Consider the following 14,418-nt stretch of genomic DNA (forward strand, 5'->3'; position numbering starts at 1 on the left):
GTGACCCGGGCCCTGCGGTACGGGCTGGTCACCACCGGGCTCGTCCTCACCGTGTGCGCCGTGCTCGCCCTCGTCGCGGGCACGGCGCTCACGGCCGCCTCCCGGCAGCTGGCACCCTTCACCGGGCGGACCGTCGGCACGGTCAGCGCGGTCGACGGGAACCGGGTCGAGGTGCGCTGGACCCCGGAGGGCGGCACCGAGCGGACCGATCCCGTCGAGCTCGCCGGCCCGGCACCCCCGGTCGGCACCCGCACCGAGGTGGCCTACGACCCGGACGCTCCGGGCACGCCGCTCGTGCCCGGAGCGGCCGTCCTCGCCGATGCGGACAGCGAGCTCGGCACCCTGTACCTGGCGGCCACCGTCGCCGCCCTCGTGGTCCTCGTGGGCGGCTGGCAGCTCTCGAGCCGCAGGCACGCGGCCGCACGCCCCGCGCGGAGCGTCCCGGTGCGCCGCGTGCGGATCCAGTCCGGGCTCATCGCCCGCAGCTGGCTGGAGACCGAGACGGCGCCCCACCGCTGGATCCCGGTCCACTTCGACCCGGTGCTCGTCGGGCTCCCCTCACCCGCGACCGTGCGCGTGCACGGCGACCCGCTGCGCGACCGCCTCGTCGCCGTGGACGTGGAGGGGCGGGTGCTGCACCCGTCCGGGCCGGTCCGGACGCGGGAGCCGCGCGGTCGGCGCACCGACAACCCGGCCGCGCCGGACGCGTCGACGATCGAGCGGATGGCCCGCCTCGCGCCGCTGCGCCGGCAGTTCCGCGCGGACCTCCCACTGCTGCTCCCGGCCCCGATCGCCGCCCTGCTGTGGACCGTCGTCGACGGCGCCGGGATCACCACGTGGACAGCGACGACCGCCCTGCTCGGTGCGCTCGGGCTGTGGCTCGCCGCCCTCCGCGGCTCCGACCCGAGCTGACGCGTTCCCCGACTCGCGTAGCCCCCGCAGCGCGGTGCGCCGCGGGCTATGCCGGGAGCGTCAGGTCGGCGATCCGGACGCGGTGGGCGTCGGCGTCGCCCCACTGCCCGGCGAGGCGCTTGGCGCGCTTGTAGAAGAAGTGCGCCTCGTGCTCCCAGGTGTAGCCGATGCCGCCGTGGTACTGGATCATCGCGCCCGTGGCCTGCAGCGCCACGTCGCTCGCCTTCGCCTTCGCCACGCTGACGGCGAGCGGCGCGTCCGCAAGGCGCTCGTCCACGGCGTGCGCGGCGTACAGCGCCGCGTGCTCGGCCATCGTGACGCCCACGTGCAGGTCCGCCAGCGCGTGCTTGATCGCCTGGAACGACCCGACCGGCACGCCGAACTGCTGGCGCTCGCGGTCGTAGGCGACGGTGCGGGTGATCGCCTCGCGCGCGATACCGACGAGGTCGGCCGCGACGAGCACGGTGGCCCGGGCTGCGAGCTCGTCGATCACCTCCGCGGTCGCTCCCGGCAGCGGCTCCCCCGTGGCGGCGTCCAGGTCGGCGAGCCGGGTGGTGCCGTCGTGGGACCCGCGCGGTGTGGCGGTCGCCCCCTGGACCAGCGTCAACCCGTCGCCGGACCGCGCGACAACCACGTCCGCCACCGCGCCGTACTCGACGGCGGGCAGGGCGCCGGGGGCACTGCCGCGCAGGGTGAACGCCCCTACGGCCTCGCCCGCGGCGAACCGGGGCAGCCAGGCCGCCTTCTGCTCGTCGGAGCCTGCGAGGCGGAGCGCTTCGCCCGCCAGCACGGTGCTGCGCCACGGCCCGGGAGCCACGCCCGCGCCGAGCGCCCGTGCGATCACCTGGGCCTCCACGAGGCCCAGGCCGAGGCCGTCGTGCTCCTCCGGAACGAGCACGGCGAGCCAGCCCTGCTCGCCCGCGGCCTTCCACAGCGAAGCGGGGTGCCCGTCACCTCCGGTGTCCTCGAAGACGGTGCGAACGGCGTCCAGGTCGAACCGGTCGGCGAGGTAGCCGCGCACGGCGCCGTCGAACTCGCGCTGGTCCTCGGTGAGTGCGAAGAACATGATCGCGTCCTCTCGGCGTCCGCTACCTCGGCAGGCCGAGCACGCGCTCGGCGGTGACGTTGCGCTGCACCTGGGACGAGCCGCCCCAGATGGTGACCGACCGGGACCACATCGACTGGGCGTGCAGCGGGCGCAGGTCCAGCCCGTCGATCGAGTCGAGCGTGGCGTCCTCGCCGAGGAGGTCGTCGAAGACCTCCCAGAGGTCCTGGTACGTCTCCGACCACTGCAGCTTGGTCATCGACGCCTCGAAGCCGAGGTCGCGGCCCTGCTCGACCTGCGTGAGAACGTGCATCGCGTGCAACCGCAGGCATTCGAGCTCGGTGAGGACGCGGGCGAGCTCGCCGCGCACCACCGGGTCGCGGTGGCGGCCGAGGCGCTTCGCGACGGCGGCGATCTCGTCGTACTGGCGCCGGAACTCCGTGTACTGCGCGATCCCGGACGCCCCGCGCTCGAACGACAGCAGCAGCATCGCCGTGCGCCAGCCCTCGCCGATCTCGCCGAGGCACTCGCCGGCCGGGACGCGGGCGTCGTCGAAGAACACCTCGCCGAACTCGCTGGCCCCGCTCATCTGCTTGAGCGGCCGGGCGTCCACACCCGGCTGGTGCATGTCGATGAGCAGCATGGAGATGCCGCGGTGGCGCTGCGACCCCGGTTCCGTGCGGACCATGGTGAAGATCTTGTCGCCGTGGACGGCGTTGGTGGTCCACACCTTCTGCCCGTTGACGACGAAATCGTCGCCGTCGCGGACCCCGCGGGTGGAGATCGCGGCGAGGTCGGACCCGGCGCCGGGCTCGGAGAAGCCCTGGCACCAGATCACCTCGTTGCGCAGCAGCGGCCCGATGATCTCCTTCTTCTGCGCGTCCGTGCCGATCGCCATGACGGTGGGCGCGAGGAAGGTCAGGCCGAGCGCGTTGACGGTGCGGGGCGCGTTCGCGCGCACCATCTCCTCGTCGTAGATCGCCTTCATGCCCGCGGTGCCGCCGCGGCCGCCGTACTCGGTGGGCCATGCGATCCCGGCGAAGCCCGCCTCCGCCTTGTCGCGTTCCCAGTCCCGGCGCAGCCGGAAGCTCTCATCGGGGTCGAGCGCCTCCCAGAACCCCGGGCGCGTCCACTCCTCCGGGATGTTCGCCCGCAACCACGTCCGCAGCTCGCGGCGGAACTCCTCCTCCGCTGCGGTGTAGGTCAGGTCCATCGCGGCCTCCTCGCGCGCATCGGCGACTCGCCACCCACCTTGGCATACCCGCGGGTAACCTGCGCCACCTCCGGCACGGTGGGTGAGGACGCCCGGCGTTCCCAGGTACTCTCCGCATATGCGCACTGAGCGGGTGACGGTGAGCCTGCCGGCCGAACTGGTGGCCGAGGCCCGCAACGCCGTGCGGCGCGGGACCGCGCGGAGCATCTCCTCCTACATCGCGGAGGCCGTGTCGGCGCGGCAGCTGCGCGACCGGTCACTGGCGGCGCTCGCCGATCTCTACGGCGGCCCGCCCCCTCCCGACGAGCTCGCGGAGGCACGACGAGCTCTGCGCCTGGTGCGTCGGGCTGCCGCCGTCTGATGCCGGCATGATCGGCGGGCGGGTCCTCGACGCCACCGCGCTCGCCGCCTTCGCCATCGGCCGGCCCGTGTACGTGCGGGCGCTGGTGTGGGCGGCCGTCGAGGAGAACATCGTGCTGGCCGTGCCGAGCGCCGCTCTCGGCCGCGCGTGGTCGATGCTCGAGCCCGAGCACCACCCGGCCCTCCAGGTGTTGCTCGACCTGCCCAACACGGTGATCGACGAGCTCGGCACGGTGTCGGCGCACGAGTCCGGGCTGCTGCTGGCCGCGTCCGGCCAGGACGACATCGTGGCCGGTCAGGTGGCCGCCAGCGCCAAGCGTCGGGGCTGGCCCGCGGTGACGGGTGATCCCGCGGCCCTGCGCAAGCTGGACACGACGGTGGCGATCGAGGAGCTCCCCTGATCGGCAGGTCGGTGCGAGCGGGGCGGTCGCGTCAGCCCGTCAACCGGTCGCGCAGCCGGGCGAGCGCATCCTCCTCCAGCCCGTGGGCGCGCAACCAGCCCGCGGCACCGCCGTGCTCGGCGTCCAGGTGGTCGAGCACGGCGGCCATCGCCTCGGCCCGCGGCAGGTGCGGGGTGAGGTCGTCCGGCATGGGGTCGCCCGACGCCGCGGTCCACCTCCGGAACAGCGCCTCGATCCGCTCCCCGGAGAGCGCGTAGTCGGCCACGACGGCGTCGCGTTCGACGCCCACGGCGTCCAGCACGAGCGCCACGAGCACGCCGGTGCGATCCTTGCCCGCCGCGCAGTGCACGAGGGTCGGGCCGGCCGCGGAGAGCCTCCGTACGGCCGCGACGACGTTCTCGGCGCGGTCGCGCAGGTAACCGAGGTAGATGTGGACCAGCGGATCCACGTCCTCCTCGGTCTCGGGGAGCTCGCGCCCCTCCTCGGGGATGAAGCTCAGCGCGACGGTCTCGACGCCGGCCTCCGCGAAGGCCGCCGGGCTCACCGACCGCTCCCGCTCGCGCTCCGTGCGCAGGTCGAGCACGAGCCGCAGCCCGAACTCCTCGACGAGGTGGGTGATGTCGGCCTGCGTGCAGTACCGCAACGAGGCGCTCCGCAACAGCACCCCTCGCCGGGTGGTGCCGCCGTCGCGCAGCGGCAGCCCGCCGACGTCACGGATGTTGTCGAGACCTTCCAGAGCGAGCCAGCGATCCACGGGTGCAGCCACGACACCACCCTCGCATGCGGAACATCATCAGACACCACCACGTATCGTGTGTCAGGTGGAGCAGGAACTGGTGGCCGCGGCGCTGACGGTGGCGCGCGCCCGTGGCCGCGACGTCGCGGACGTGCCGCTCGCGGCGATCGCCGCCGCGGCAGGCATGTCCCGCAGCACGCTGCTGCGGCGGCTCGGCGGCACCCGCGGGCCGCTGGACGACGCCGTGCGGCGCGCGGGCGTCGACCCGGGTGGCCGCCCCCCGGCCCGGGAGCGCGCGATCGCGGCCGCCGCGTCGCTCATCGCCGAGCAGGGGCTCGGCGCCACCACCCTCGACGCCGTCGCCGCGGCGGCCGACTGCGCCCTGCCCACCCTGCACGGCCTCTTCGAGGGGCGGGACGGCCTGCTCACCGCGGTGTTCGACCGCTTCGGCCCGCTGCCCGACCTCGAGGCGCTCGCCGCCGATCCGCCGGACGACCTCTGCGAGCTCCTGCGCGAGGTACACCGGGCGATCATCAGCGCCTTCGCGCGGGAACCTCGCGTGCTGCCGGCGATCTTCGCCGACGCATGCGGCCGGCCCGGCGGTCCCGGCCAGGCGATGCTGAAGGCGATGGTCCCGCGCACGACGGAGAGCCTGCGGGCGCTGCTGTCCCCGCACATCGAGGCGGGACGACTGCAGCCGCTCCCATTCCCGATGCTCGTCCAGCTCCTGCTCGGGCCGATCGTCACGCACATGCTGCTGCGTCCGACCCTCGAGGCAGCGCCGGGCGGGGAACTACCGTCCGTCGACGAGATCACCGACACGCTCGCGAGCACCTATCTCCGCGCGGTCGCGACCTGATCTCGGCCTCACCCGATCGGGTACGCCACGAGCGCCCGTCCCGGCGCGGGTCCTGCCGACGGCGAGCCGGTCGTCCACGGGCGGTCGGCGCTGGTCCCGGCGCTGCCGGATGATCATGGTGGTGGGTGGGGACCACGAGGTGCCGCACGTGCTGAACGAGTGCCGCGAGCCACACCGTAGGCTGCGGCGAATGAGTGACCGACGAAGGTCACGCAGAGTCGCCGCCACGGACCCGAGGGAATCGATGACGGACCCCCGCGCCAACCTGATCCGCCAGCAGCTCGCCGACCTGGGCAGGCGGCACGCCGCCGAGGAGAACGCCAAAGCGGCCACACCACGCGCAACCCGCGTGCTCATCATCGGGAACTTCGGCAACGGCAACACGGGCGACGAGGCGATGCTCGCCCGCACCCTGCAGGAGCTGCCCGAGGACACCGATGTGCGCGTCGTGTCGCGCAACCCTCGGATGGTGGAGGCGCTGCACCGGGTGCCCGCCGTGCCGATGGAGGGCATCCCCTTCATCAAGTCGCTGAAGTGGTGCGACGGGATCGCGGTCGTGGGTGGCGGTCTCTTCGGCACCGGCGCGTCGTCGTTGGTGCAGGCCCTTCCCGCGATCGTGTGGGCGGCCACAGCCCGTGGCCGCGACATCACCTACCTGGCGATCGGCGTGTACCCCGGCACCCCGGACCGGGTGCTCGACCTGCTGCGCCGCTCGGTGCGCAAGCCGGGGCGGATCAGCGTGCGCGACGAGGTCTCGGCGGCCGTGCTCGGTGACCGGATCGTCGCGCCGGTCGTCGGCGACCTCGCGATGGGCCTCAAGCCGGCCCCGCCCGCCGACGCACGGCGCGCACTCGCCGCCGCCGGCGTCGACCCCGCGGTGCCGCTGCTGCTCGTCGCCCCGAAGGCGCTGCCCAACCCCATCCTCGTCGACGCGCTGCAGGACGCGGCGGAGATCCTCGGGCGCCGCTGGATCGAGCGCGGCGGCGCGGTCGCCGGCCTCGCGATCAGCACCCACGCCGACTACGGCCTCGGCCTCGCCCGCCGCGACGAGGTGCTCATCAACGAGCTCGGCCAGCGGCTCGGGCGCAAGGTGCCCGTGCTCGGCCCGCAGCTGGAGCCCACCCTGGCCAAGGCCGTGGTCGGCGAGGCCGACGCGCTGTTCGGGCTGCGCATCCACTCACTGGTCTTCGCGGTGTCCATGGGCGTGCCCTGCCTGGGCGTCGGCTGGGAAGAGCGCACCACGGCGTTCCTGGCCGAGCACGAGCAGTCGGCGATCAGCACCCGCCCGCCGGTCGAGGACCTGCACTCGTGGGTGGACCAGACGCTCCCCGCGCGCTGGTCGGCCCGCCCGCGCCTGCTCTCCTCGTAGGGCCCGGCAGGTTCAGACCCCCTCTGCCGGGGTGCGGCGGAGCAGGGGCGGGAGGAGGCGCGCACCCGGCCCGAGCTCCGAGACCCGGTCCTCCGGGTTGTACAGGCGGCAGCGCTTGAGCGACAGGCAGCCGCAGCCGATGCACGAGTCCAGCCCGTCCCGCAGCGCGACGAGGGCCTGGATCTGCTCGTCGAGCCGCCCGCGCCACTTCTTCGACAGCCGCGACCAGTCGGCCTTCGTCGGGGTGCGCCCCTCGGGCAGCTCGTCGAGGGCCTCGCGCAGCTCGTCCAGCCCGACGCCGATGGTGCGGGCGGCGCGGATGAACGCGAGCCTGCGCAGCGCCGAGCGCTCGTAGCGGCGCTGCCCGCCGGACGTGCGCGTGGTCTTCAGCAGCCCCTCGCGCTCGTAGTACCGCAGCGCCGACTGGGGGAAGCCGCTGCGGTGCGCCACCTCCCCGATGGTGAGCAGGTCCGTCGTCTCCACGGGGTCCGTTCCTCCTTGACCTGAACCTGACTTCAAGTCGCACGGTACAGGCATGACCTTCGCGACCGCCATCGTCACCGGGGCGGGCCAGGGCTTCGGCCTCGCCCTCACCGCCTCGCTCGCCGCGCGCGGCACCACCGTGATCGCGTGCGCCCGCGACGCCGACCGGCTCCGGGGCGCCACCGCGGCCCTGCCCGGGGTGGTCGCGCTCGCGGGGGACGTCACCGATCCGGCGTTCCGCGCAGATCTCGTGGATGCCGCCGACGGCCGGCTGGATCTCCTGGTGCACAACGCCGGGGAGCTCGGCCCGTCGCCCCTGCCCACCCTGGAGCGCTACCCGCTCGACGCGCTGCGCGGGGTCCTGGAGACCACCGTGCTCGCCCCGCTGGCGCTCACCCAGCTCGCACTGCCGTCCCTGCGCGCCTCCGCCACCGGGACGGTCGTGACCCTCAGCTCGGACGCCGCCGTGGAGGCGTACGCCGGCTGGGGCGGGTACGGCGCCGCCAAGGCCGCGCTCGACCACCTCGCCGCCGTGCTGGCGGTGGAGGAGCCCGGCCTGCGGGTGCACGCGTTCGACCCCGGCGACATGCGCACCGCGATGCACCAGCGCGCCTTCCCCGGCGAGGACGTCTCCGACCGTCCCGAACCGGAGACCGTCGTGCCGTCGCTGCTGCGCCTGCTCGACGAGCGCCTCCCCAGCGGCCGGTACCGGGCTGCCGACCTCGCGCCCGCGGCGAGGAGCCCGCAGTGACCGCATCGGCCACGACGTTCACGGTGCCGCCCGAGCTCTCGGCCACCGAGCCGCCCGAGGCCCGCGGGCTCGCCCGCGACGAGGTGCGCCTGCTCGTCGCCCGGGGGCGCAGCCCGGTGCGGCACACGACGTTCCGCTCCCTTCCGGCTGCGCTGCGCCGCGGCGACCTCGTGGTCGTGAACACCTCCGACACGGAGCCCGCCGCCGTCGACGGTCACCGCGCGGACGGCACTCCCGTCACGGTGCACGTGTCCGGTCCCGCCCCGGACAACCTGCACGTCGTCGAGCTGCGGACGCCGGACGGGCAGCGGGTGACCGACGGGAACGCCGGAGAGGGCATCGCCCTGCCGTGCGGCGTGGTGGCCACCCTGCTCACCGGCCACCCCGATCCCCGGATCGCCACCGGCAGCAGGCTGTGGCGGGCCCGCATCCCGGTGGCGGGCGGGCTGCGGTCGTGGCTCGCCGAGTTCGGGCGGCCCATCCGCTACTCCTACGTGCACCGGCAGTGGCCGCTCGACGCCTACCGCACGGTGTTCGCCCGTGCGGAGGCCGAGTTCGGCAGCGCCGAGATGCCCAGCGCGGGCCGCCCGTTCACGGTCGCGGTGCTGACCGCCCTGCACGCCCGAGGCGTCCGCGTCGCCCGGATCGTGCTGCACACCGGGGTGTCGTCGCCGGAGGTCGGCGAGCCGCCGCTCCCGGAGCGCTACCGCGTCCCACCGGAGACCGCGGACGCCGTGAACGCCACGCGGGCGGCCGGCGGGCGGGTGGTCACCGTCGGCACCACGACGACGCGGGCGCTCGAGACGGTCGCCGCACCGGACGGGCACGTGACGGCGGGCGCCGGCTGGACGCACCTCGTGCTCGGCCCCGACCGCCCCGCCCGCGTCGTCGACGGCCTCGTCACCGGATGGCACGAGCCGGAGGCGTCGCACCTGCTGCTGCTCGAGGCGGTCGCCGGCGCACGGCTGGTGAGCAGGGCGTATGCCGCGGCGGTGGAACACCGGTATCGGTGGCACGAGTTCGGCGACTCCTGCCTCCTCCTCCCGGCCCAGTCCACTCGTCGTAGTGGGTGACCGCTCACCGCACTTTCAGGGCATCGCCTTCGGTTGCCTCGAGCCGCCGAACGGCATCTGAGCTGCGCTGAATTGCAGTGCCTCCGCTTGTCGGGGGGCTGCCCGCCCCAATACTCTTTCGCCCAGCGTCACGATCCGATCACGTGCAACGACTGGACCGGACTCCCCACCCGGTCCCCGGACCCCCGACCGGCAGCGCGCGAACGGATCGCTCCCCAGCGCTGAAAGGGCTGTTACGTGGCAGGACACCGCTCCCCCCGTGGTGCTCGTGCGCCCCGCACCGCCGGATCCTCCGGCACCGGCCGCCACCAGGCGGCCCACCGGCCTGCGCCCGCCGGGCCGTCGCTCGGCACGACGGTGATCGCCACCACGGCCGCCGTCGGCGCGGTGGCCACCGGCGCGTTCACCGCGATCGTCCCGGCGCTGGACGACGGAACGGCCACCTCGGCGGCCGCCGACGCCCCTTACGACGCAGCGCTCGCCTCCGCCAGCACGGACCTCGACCCGGTCGCGGCAGTCGTCTCGATGGTCCCGGTCGAGCTGACCGCGGAGGCGGAGTCCGTCGAGGACCACGTGGCCCGCGTCGTACAGGCCGCCGACCTGGCCAAGCTGCACGCCGAGCAGGCCCGCGAGCAGGCCGAGCGGGAACGGGTCGCCGCCCTGATCGAGCGCGGCGGCGTCGACGGATGGATCGCGCAGGCCCTGCAGATCCTCGACCTGCCGCAGACGCTCGCCCCCGCCGTCAAGAAGATCGTGATGAAGGAGTCGGGCGGCAACCCGCGCGCGATCAACAACTGGGACTCCAACGCCCGCCGCGGCACCCCGTCCCAGGGCCTGATGCAGACGATCCCGACCACCTACAAGCACTACGTGCATCCCGAGCTCAAGAACCGCCCGATCACCGACCCGGTCGCGAACATCACCGCGGGGATCCGGTACATGATCGACAACTACGGGATGAAGACGCTCGAGGCCGGCGGCCGCACCAACAGCGCCGGGAACTACGTCGGTTACTGAGCACCTCCCGGGCACCGGGCGGCCCGGCCTCTCCATCCCACCTGTCAGGTTCCGCCCGGAGCTGCAGGGTCTGCGTGCGCTCGCGGTCGCCCTCGTCGTGGTCCACCACGTCTCGGACGGGCGGGTCTCCGGCGGCGTCGACGTCTTCTTCCTGGTCTCGGGCTTCCTGCTCACCGGTCAGCTCGCCCGTGCCGCCGAGCGCGGCCCCCTCGACCTGCCGGCTCGCTGGAGCAGGATGGCCCGCAGGCTGTTGCCGTCGGCGACGGTGGTGCTGCTCGCCACGATCGCCGCGGGCGCGCTGCTGCTGCCCGAGACGCGGTGGCCCCAGACCGTGCGCGAGATCATCGCCAGCGCGCTGTTCCTGGAGAACTGGCAGCTGGCCGCCGACGCCGTCGACTACACCGCACGCAACAACACCACGAGCGTGGTGCAGCACTTCTGGTCGCTGTCGATCCAGGTGCAGTTCTTCCTGGTGTGGCCGCTCGCCGTCGCGCTCGTGGCCCTCGTGGCCCGCCGCGCCCCGCACCGCCTGCACGCGCACCTCACGGCGACGCTGCTCGGCGTCTTCGCGGTGTCGCTGTCGTGCTCGATCGCGCTCACGGCGGCCGACCAGCCGCTGGCGTACTTCCACTCGCTCACGCGCCTGTGGGAGTTCGCGCTGGGCGGGCTGCTCGCCCTGTGGATCGACCGCGTCCCGTGGACGCGCGGCGAGCGCGTCGCGTTCGGCTGGGCCGGCGTGCTCGGCCTGGTGGCGTGCGGCTTCGTGCTGGACGGCGGCTCGACGTTCCCCGGCTACGCCGCGCTGTGGCCGACGCTCGCCGGTGCGCTGGTGCTGCTGGGCGGGGTCACGCGGTCCGGCTACGGCGTCCACCGGCTGCTCCTGCTCCGCCCCGTGCAGTTCCTCGGCGAGGTCAGCTACCCGCTCTACCTCTGGCACTGGCCGGTGCTCGTGCTCTTCATGGTGGCCCGCGACCAGGACGAGGTCGGGCCGCTCGGCGGGATCGCCGTGATCATGGTGTCGTTCGTGCTCGCGGTGCTCACCTCCCGTTTCGTCGAGAGCCCGCTGCGGCGCGTCCGGCTCAGTGACGGCGACGCGTACCGGTACGGGGCGGCCGCGGTGGCCGTCGTGCTGCTCGCCGCCGCGATTTGGCAGTCCGCGGCCACTCGGCGTGAGATCCCCAGCGACGGGCTCGGCGGGCCGCAGTACCCCGGCGCTGCCGCGCTCGTCGACGGCGAACCCGAGCCTGCCCCGCTGCTGCCGGCGCCGGTGTCGGTGTACCAGGACTGGGTCTGGGTCCAGGACTGGGACTGCGCCCCGCTCTCCGAGGTCGCCGCCGACATCTGCACGCAGCCGGTGGAGGCCCCACCGGAGCGGCGGATCCTCGTCGTGGGGGACTCGCACCTGGAGCAGTTCATCGCCGCCCTCGTGCCGATCGCCCGGCAGCACGACTGGCAGCTGATCGGTGCGCTGCGCGGAGCGTGCCCATTCTCGACGGCGTCCGAGGTGGACCCGGACGACGCCGAGTGCGTCGCCTGGAACGCCGCTGTCGCGGACGAGATCACCGAGCTACGACCCGATGCCGTCATCACCCTCGCCACCCGCGACGTGCGCAGCGGCCTCACCGAGCAGACCCCGCCCGGGTTCGTCGAGCAGTGGCGGCGCCTCGCCGACCTCGACATCCCGGTGCTGGCCGTGCGGGACAACCCACGGTTCGCCCAGGACGTGCCCGACTGCATCCGCAGGCAGGGACGGGAAGGGGATCCCTGCGGGGTGGACCGCGACACCGTGTACGCGGCCGACCCGCCGTACGCGCAGCTGGACGTGCCGTCGAACGTGAGCTTCCTCGACCTCGCCGACTACGTCTGCACCGACACGCGCTGCCCGGCCGAGATCGGCAACGTGCTCGTGTACCTCGACGACAACCACCTCACGGCCTCCTACGCCACCACGATGGCGCCCGTGATCGAGGATCAGGTGGTGTCGGCCGTCGGCGGCTAGTGGAACGAGGCCACCCGCGCCCGCTGCCCGCCGACCGCCACGACGTCCCCGGCTCGCAGCTGCGCGCCCCTGCGCGTCTCCAGTCGGCCGTTCACCTGCACTTCCTCGGCTTCCAGCAACTCCCGCGCGTGTGCGCCGTGCTCGGCGAGCCCGGCCAGCTTGAGGAACTGGCCGAGCCGGATCGGGTGCTCGGCGACCGGGACGTCCTGGATCGGGGCGCGGCTCACCCGCTCATCCTCCCGTGACCCGGTTGCCGGCGCTGATCGGCTCGAGCGGGGCCGGCGTGGACCTCGGCCCGGTCTTCACCGTCGCTACCCGGGCTGGGGCGTGTTCGTGCTCCGACCCTGCTCAGCCGCTGCCGATCGCGTCGCGCCCGTGCCGGAGGGCGAGATCGAGCAGGCCGGGGAAGCGGGCGTCGAGATCGTCGCGGCGCAACCGGTTCATCCGGCGGGTCCCCTCGTCGCGCTGGTGGATCACACCGGTCTCGCGCAAGACCTTGAAGTGGCCGCTCTGCGTGGACTCGCTGACCGGAAGGGCGAAGGCCCCGCACGCCAACTCCCCGTCGGTCCGGCAGCAGCGAGCCGGGCGACGATGGCCAGGCGGACCGGATCGCTCAGCGCGGCCAGCACCGCCGTGAACCGCAGCTCTGCCCGTTCGCGCTGGAGATCGTGCTGCTGGTGCCGGCCGCTGCCGTGATCACGATGTTGCCCGAGACGGCGCCGAGGACCCGGGGGCGGCCCCGTCGCCCGGAGATCCCCGCGGGCATGAAGGGCCACTTCGCGACCAGTGAGACGGCCGGCTTCCTCGCGTTCACCGTGATCGGGTTGTTCCTCACCCTCGTCCCCACGTACGTGGCCACGCTGTCGGGTAGCGAGAACCTGCTGATCGTCGGTGCCGCCGTGGCGATGCTGCTCGTCTGCTCGGCGGTCGCCCAGCTCGTCGGCTACGGCAGGTGCGCCCGCACGCTGGAGCTCCTCGGCCTGCCGCTGCTGTCCGCCGGGCTGGTACTGCTCGCGGTCGCGGGCGGCGTGTCCTCGTCGTGGTTGCTCCTCGCGCGACCGTCATCGCCGGCACCGGCCACGGCCTGGCGTTCCTCGGCGGCCTGACCACGATCAACAGGTCGGCGCCCGCCGGCCGCCACGCCGAGGCGCTCGCCGCCTTCTACGTGATCATCTACCTCGGCGCCGGGGTTCCCGCCATCGGCGTCGGCTTCCTCGCCACCACCGCCGGGCTCCTCGCCGCCGTGCAGTCGTTCGCCTGCGTCGTGGCCGTGCTGTGCCTCGTGGTGCTGCTCGTCCTCACCGGCCGGACGCGCCGTGCTCACCGCGTCGTGAGCGGTGCACGGAGATCTCGACGGCCAGCGTGACATCCGCGCGTGCGGGGAGGCGGGCGATCGCACGGTCGAGCTGGTCGTCGGTGAGGTGGCGGGCACTCGGCCCCATCGCCATGACGGCGTGGACCTCCGCATGGCCCAGCGCGATCCGCCGGGTCACCTGCTCGAGCGCCAGGCGCTCGAAGCCGCGGAACGAGCCGGCGAGGCGTTCGGGCTTGCGGGGATCGATCCCGATGCCGCCGACGAGCCGCCCGAGCTCCGCCAGGTGCCCCGGAAGCGGCCTGGTCACGACGACGATGCCCCCTGGCTCGAGGATCCGTTCGACCTCCGCGACGCCCCGCGGCCCGAACACGCTGAGCACCGCGGCCGCCGCACCGGTCCGCACGGGGAGCGGCTCCCACACGTCGGCGCCGATCGCGGCGGCCCGGGGGTGGGCCCTCGCCGCACGACGCAGCGCCGGCGCAGACGCCTCGACGCACAGCCCGTAGCGGTGCGAGCAGGCGTCGAGCACCGCCGCAAGGTGGTGCCCGGTGCCGCCGGCGAGGTCCACCACGATGCCGTCACCGATCGGGACGTGCGCGGCGGCCAGCTCGGCGAGCGCGGCGCTCAGCAGCCGGTAATGACCGGCACCGAGGAACCGTTCGCGGGCGGCGACCATCCGGGCGTCGTCGCCCCGGTGGCGACGATGGCCGGTGATCAGGTTGGCGTAGCCCTGGCGGGCGATGTCGAAGGCGTGCCCCGCCGGGCACAGCAGGCGGCGGTCGTCACGCCGCAGCGAGTCACTGCAGATCGGACACCGCAGCCGGTCGGCCACGGCGTCGAGCGCTGAGGAAGGAGGGTCGGATGCCATGTCCGCGTCGTCCCGTC

At 74.1% G+C, this 14,418-nt stretch carries 18 protein-coding genes; 11 read left to right on the forward strand and 7 right to left on the reverse strand.

Features of this window, described 5'->3' with window-relative positions; translation table 11 throughout:
• The gene (locus FHX44_RS10400; protein ID WP_147255299.1) at window positions 1-912 is read left to right on the forward strand and encodes a DUF3592 domain-containing protein; all 912 of its coding nucleotides are present in this window, start codon (window positions 1-3) and stop codon (window positions 910-912) included.
• Window positions 913-958: 46 nt separating this feature from the next.
• Here FHX44_RS10400 and FHX44_RS10405 read toward each other — a convergent pair whose 3' ends face one another.
• Window positions 959-1,978 (reverse strand): acyl-CoA dehydrogenase family protein, encoded by a 1,020-nt coding sequence (locus FHX44_RS10405; protein ID WP_147255300.1) that lies wholly within the window; start codon window positions 1,976-1,978, stop codon window positions 959-961.
• A gap of 22 nt (window positions 1,979-2,000) precedes the next feature.
• Window positions 2,001-3,170 (reverse strand): acyl-CoA dehydrogenase family protein, encoded by a 1,170-nt coding sequence (locus FHX44_RS10410; protein ID WP_147255301.1) that lies wholly within the window; start codon window positions 3,168-3,170, stop codon window positions 2,001-2,003.
• Between the two features lie 118 nt (window positions 3,171-3,288).
• Between FHX44_RS10410 and FHX44_RS10415 the strand changes: the two genes are divergently transcribed.
• Both FHX44_RS10415 and FHX44_RS10420 read left to right on the forward strand, forming a co-directional pair.
• Window positions 3,289-3,531: a hypothetical protein gene (locus FHX44_RS10415; protein ID WP_147255302.1), complete on the forward strand. Its 243-nt coding sequence runs from the start codon at window positions 3,289-3,291 to the stop codon at window positions 3,529-3,531.
• A gap of 7 nt (window positions 3,532-3,538) precedes the next feature.
• Complete coding sequence (locus FHX44_RS10420; protein ID WP_147255303.1) at window positions 3,539-3,931, forward strand: hypothetical protein; 393 nt, start codon at window positions 3,539-3,541, stop codon at window positions 3,929-3,931.
• Between the two features lie 31 nt (window positions 3,932-3,962).
• On the opposite strand, the gene FHX44_RS10425 is transcribed toward FHX44_RS10420, so the two are convergent.
• A complete protein-coding gene (locus tag FHX44_RS10425) occupies window positions 3,963-4,697 on the reverse strand; it encodes a tyrosine-protein phosphatase (RefSeq protein ID WP_170308864.1) in 735 nt (244 codons plus the stop codon).
• Window positions 4,698-4,752: 55 nt separating this feature from the next.
• On the opposite strand from FHX44_RS10425, the gene FHX44_RS10430 reads away from it, so the two are divergent.
• A complete protein-coding gene (locus tag FHX44_RS10430) occupies window positions 4,753-5,526 on the forward strand; it encodes a TetR family transcriptional regulator (RefSeq protein ID WP_246170297.1) in 774 nt (257 codons plus the stop codon).
• Window positions 5,527-5,770: 244 nt separating this feature from the next.
• Complete coding sequence (locus FHX44_RS10435; protein ID WP_170308865.1) at window positions 5,771-6,895, forward strand: polysaccharide pyruvyl transferase family protein; 1,125 nt, start codon at window positions 5,771-5,773, stop codon at window positions 6,893-6,895.
• Window positions 6,896-6,907: 12 nt separating this feature from the next.
• Here the strand turns inward: FHX44_RS10435 and soxR are convergent, their stop codons facing one another.
• Window positions 6,908-7,378: a redox-sensitive transcriptional activator SoxR gene (gene soxR / locus FHX44_RS10440; protein ID WP_147255306.1), complete on the reverse strand. Its 471-nt coding sequence runs from the start codon at window positions 7,376-7,378 to the stop codon at window positions 6,908-6,910.
• Window positions 7,379-7,430: 52 nt separating this feature from the next.
• On the opposite strand from soxR, the gene FHX44_RS10445 reads away from it, so the two are divergent.
• The 4 genes from FHX44_RS10445 to FHX44_RS10460 all read left to right on the forward strand — a co-directional run bounded on the left by FHX44_RS10445 (window position 7,431) and on the right by FHX44_RS10460 (window position 12,218).
• On the forward strand, window positions 7,431-8,129 hold the full coding sequence (locus FHX44_RS10445) for an SDR family NAD(P)-dependent oxidoreductase (protein ID WP_147255307.1): 699 nt from the start codon (window positions 7,431-7,433) through the stop codon (window positions 8,127-8,129).
• A complete protein-coding gene (locus FHX44_RS10450) occupies window positions 8,126-9,202 on the forward strand; it encodes an S-adenosylmethionine:tRNA ribosyltransferase-isomerase (RefSeq protein WP_147255309.1) in 1,077 nt (358 codons plus the stop codon). Before FHX44_RS10445 ends, FHX44_RS10450 begins: the two co-directional genes overlap by 4 nt.
• Window positions 9,203-9,439: 237 nt before the next feature.
• Window positions 9,440-10,219 (forward strand): transglycosylase SLT domain-containing protein, encoded by a 780-nt coding sequence (locus FHX44_RS10455; RefSeq protein WP_147255311.1) that lies wholly within the window; start codon window positions 9,440-9,442, stop codon window positions 10,217-10,219.
• A gap of 97 nt (window positions 10,220-10,316) precedes the next feature.
• Complete coding sequence (locus tag FHX44_RS10460) at window positions 10,317-12,218, forward strand: acyltransferase family protein (RefSeq protein ID WP_246170298.1); 1,902 nt, start codon at window positions 10,317-10,319, stop codon at window positions 12,216-12,218.
• Here the strand turns inward: FHX44_RS10460 and FHX44_RS10465 are convergent.
• Window positions 12,215-12,445: an RNA-binding S4 domain-containing protein gene (locus tag FHX44_RS10465; protein ID WP_147255315.1), complete on the reverse strand. Its 231-nt coding sequence runs from the start codon at window positions 12,443-12,445 to the stop codon at window positions 12,215-12,217. The two genes, FHX44_RS10460 and FHX44_RS10465, sit on opposite strands and share 4 nt — an antisense overlap.
• Window positions 12,446-12,566: 121 nt before the next feature.
• Window positions 12,567-12,773 (reverse strand): ArsR/SmtB family transcription factor, encoded by a 207-nt coding sequence (locus tag FHX44_RS10470; RefSeq protein WP_425469124.1) that lies wholly within the window; start codon window positions 12,771-12,773, stop codon window positions 12,567-12,569.
• Window positions 12,774-12,895: 122 nt separating this feature from the next.
• On the opposite strand from FHX44_RS10470, the gene FHX44_RS10475 reads away from it, so the two are divergent.
• Complete coding sequence (locus FHX44_RS10475) at window positions 12,896-13,324, forward strand: hypothetical protein (protein WP_170308680.1); 429 nt, start codon at window positions 12,896-12,898, stop codon at window positions 13,322-13,324.
• Entirely contained in the window at window positions 13,258-13,584 is a 327-nt protein-coding gene (locus FHX44_RS10480; RefSeq protein ID WP_147255318.1) for a hypothetical protein, read from the forward strand. The genes FHX44_RS10475 and FHX44_RS10480 overlap by 67 nt, the downstream gene beginning before the upstream one ends.
• Here the strand turns inward: FHX44_RS10480 and FHX44_RS10485 are convergent.
• A complete protein-coding gene (locus FHX44_RS10485) occupies window positions 13,517-14,401 on the reverse strand; it encodes a putative RNA methyltransferase (protein ID WP_147255320.1) in 885 nt (294 codons plus the stop codon). The genes FHX44_RS10480 and FHX44_RS10485 overlap by 68 nt on opposite strands.
• Between the last annotated feature and the right edge of the window lie 17 nt (window positions 14,402-14,418).

It is taken from the genome of Pseudonocardia hierapolitana, assembly GCF_007994075.1.
Taxonomy (GTDB): Bacteria; Actinomycetota; Actinomycetes; order Mycobacteriales; family Pseudonocardiaceae; genus Pseudonocardia; species Pseudonocardia hierapolitana.

Coding starts and splice junctions, on each gene's coding strand:
- FHX44_RS10405 (WP_147255300.1), bottom strand. CDS start 1,978: ATGTTCTTCGCACTCACCGAGGACCAGCGCGAGTTCGACGGCGCCGTG.
- FHX44_RS10410 (WP_147255301.1), bottom strand. CDS start 3,170: ATGGACCTGACCTACACCGCAGCGGAGGAGGAGTTCCGCCGCGAGCTG.
- FHX44_RS10415 (WP_147255302.1), top strand. CDS start 3,289: ATGCGCACTGAGCGGGTGACGGTGAGCCTGCCGGCCGAACTGGTGGCC.
- FHX44_RS10420 (WP_147255303.1), top strand. CDS start 3,539: ATGATCGGCGGGCGGGTCCTCGACGCCACCGCGCTCGCCGCCTTCGCC.
- FHX44_RS10435 (WP_170308865.1), top strand. CDS start 5,771: ATGACGGACCCCCGCGCCAACCTGATCCGCCAGCAGCTCGCCGACCTG.
- FHX44_RS10445 (WP_147255307.1), top strand. CDS start 7,431: ATGACCTTCGCGACCGCCATCGTCACCGGGGCGGGCCAGGGCTTCGGC.
- FHX44_RS10485 (WP_147255320.1), bottom strand. CDS start 14,401: ATGGCATCCGACCCTCCTTCCTCAGCGCTCGACGCCGTGGCCGACCGG.